We start from the raw sequence: 2,381 nt of genomic DNA, 5'->3' as shown, positions 1-2,381 counted from the left end.
CATCATTCTCATATTGAGAACCAATATGGATTAGTGATCCGTTTCAATTTGATATTTTTGTAGCAATACGGGAATCACACTTTGCGCTGAGAAATCATCAATGATGGTTTGTCGAGCATTCTGGCGAATGAGTGATTGTTGCGCTTCACCAATCGACATCCAGTCATGAAGACATTTAGCAAGAGAGGGAATGTCTTCGACGATAAAACCATTTTTACCCGTTTGGATAATATCTGGAAGGCGACCTACACGTAAGCTCATCACGGCAATGCCTCTCGACATGGCTTCAAGCGCCGCCATTGGAAGACCCTCATAACGAGAAGAAATGATAAGTACACTGATATTTTCCCAAACACCTTCCATATCGGTTTGATGGCCGAAGAAAGTCACATTTGAAGGGGCAGTTTGATTAAGCGACTCTTTTTCTGGGCCATCACCGTACACACTAAACTGTAATGTTGGACAGAGCCTCGCTACCTCAATAAATTGATCGGCGCCTTTTTCCTGACTCAATCGGCCGACAAAAGCGATCTCCTGATAGTTGAGTTGACTGTTGGGAATCGAAACAAAGTTATTCAGCAGTTCTGAAGAACAAAAAACTTTGCGCTGAATACTTGGACTGACAGCAAAGCAATGGTCAGATAGGCAGCCTGAGCTTCTATCAAGCCAATCGTATAGCCATAGCTTCCCTGAGGACGATTCACCAGCATGATAAGTTGAAATCAAACGAGGAAACGTACGGGTGAGCAGTTTGGCGCAGCGCGACAAAATCGACGCTTTATAACCATGGGAGTGAACCACTGAGGGTTGGTGATTGGCGACGGCGCTTGTTAGATGTTTAATTTTTAAAGCTTTATTGGGCTCGCCAGACAAATAGTTTAAGTAACTCACAGGGATCGCGGCTTCTTTTGCCTTCTGTACAATCTGAGCGGCTGGCGAATACTCAGTGGTTAGCACAACTCGAGCTTTGTTTCCAAAGGCGATTAATCCCCGAGCTAGCTCGATAACGTGACTTTCAATGCCGCCGAATAGACGGCTATCAAGCAAGATCCAAATTTCACCAATGGCAGGTTTATCAAGATTGTTCGAGATTAATTTCATCCGCTTCCCACGCTTGTTTTTTTCGGTAAACCGTAGATGGGCTTAACTCCAGCATGACAGCGGCGTTGAGGACGTTGCCATCACAGTACGCGATTGCGTTTTGAATTGCTTCACGCTCTACTTGCCACATAGGACGAATGGCTCCATCAGAGTTAAAGTACGGTGAGGTAGCAGCAGAGGACGGTGTACCAGGCAGATCCGCTGCGGTAATCGACGGTTCGACCGCAGAAGGTGAAAGTTCCTCAGTATAAACAGGTGGTGGTGTGATTGGTGCAATGTTTGTTGACTCTTGAGCAACATGCGCAGGCGTCGTTGTTTTCGTCACTTTAGACTTTTTAGTAAGTTGAGCGGGTAGGTGGCTCACCGTGACTTTTTCGTCGTTATTAAGCACCACAATGTTACGTATGATGTTTTGTAGTTGCCTTACATTACCCGGCCATTCGTAATGCTTGATGATATGTTGAGCTTCACTGTCGATTGTTGAGAATTTCTTTTTGTCCTGTTTGGCGTAAGTGGTCAAGAAGTGCTTGGCAAGCGTGACGATGTCACTTCCTCGTTCACGTAATGGGGGCATATCGATAGGTATAACGTGCACACGGTAGTATAAGTCTTCACGAAAACGACCTTCTTCTACTTCTGTTAATGGATCTCGGTTAGTGGCACAAATGATTCTCACATCTACTTTCATTTCTCGAGTGCCACCAAGAGGGGTGTAAGTGCCCGTTTGTAGAAAACGGAGCAACTTCTTTTGCATCTCAAGTTCCATTTCACACAGCTCATCAAGAAAAAGCGTACCACCATGTGCCAGCGTCGCCGCACCTTTTCGATCTGTTGTTGCTCCAGTAAAGGCCCCTTTAACGTGACCAAAAATCTCACTTTCCATCAAATCTCGTGGAATAGCCCCACAGTTAATTGCAATAAAAGGCTTGTCTTTACGGTCGCTCTGGCGGTGGACGGCTTCAGCACAAACTTCTTTACCTGTGCCGCTTTCTCCCACAATAAACACACTGGCAGAAGTTGGCGCAACAGCATCAATGGTCTTGTATACCGCCTGCATCGGGAGGCTTGAACCGATGAATCCGTGATAGTTGTGGCGATCAAACTTGGACTGAATATTTTCCACCAAATCTTCCAATTTGGCGCGTTTGAGGTGCAATGCGACTGATGTTTTTAGGCGATCAGCGTTTATGGGCTTTTCTAAGAAATCTTCCGCACCTTTTTGAATTAGATTAACGGCTAAGTCGACGCTGCCGTGTGCCGTAGCAATAATAACGGACGTA

Annotated in this window: 2 protein-coding genes; both read right to left on the bottom strand. The window is 45.6% G+C overall.

Features of this window, described 5'->3' with window-relative positions; translation table 11 throughout:
* Nucleotides 1-30: 30 nt before the first annotated feature.
* Nucleotides 31-1,101 carry a glycosyltransferase family 4 protein gene (locus tag CAG68_RS06795; RefSeq protein WP_161440950.1) on the bottom strand — a complete coding sequence of 357 codons (1,071 nt, stop codon included), beginning with the start codon at nucleotides 1,099-1,101 and terminating at the stop codon, nucleotides 31-33.
* Nucleotides 1,076-2,381 (bottom strand): sigma-54-dependent transcriptional regulator (locus CAG68_RS06790; RefSeq protein WP_237667856.1); only part of this gene is annotated, 1,306 nt, incomplete at its 5' end. The genes CAG68_RS06790 and CAG68_RS06795, both read right to left, overlap by 26 nt.

Origin of the sequence: Vibrio sp. V42_P2S4T144 (assembly GCF_009904715.1) — a bacterium.
GTDB lineage: Bacteria > Pseudomonadota > Gammaproteobacteria > Enterobacterales > Vibrionaceae > Vibrio > Vibrio alginolyticus.
This window is presented reverse-complemented; position numbering and strand designations above follow the sequence as displayed.

Coding starts and splice junctions, on each gene's coding strand:
- CAG68_RS06795 (WP_161440950.1), bottom strand. CDS start 1,101: ATGAAATTAATCTCGAACAATCTTGATAAACCTGCCATTGGTGAAATT.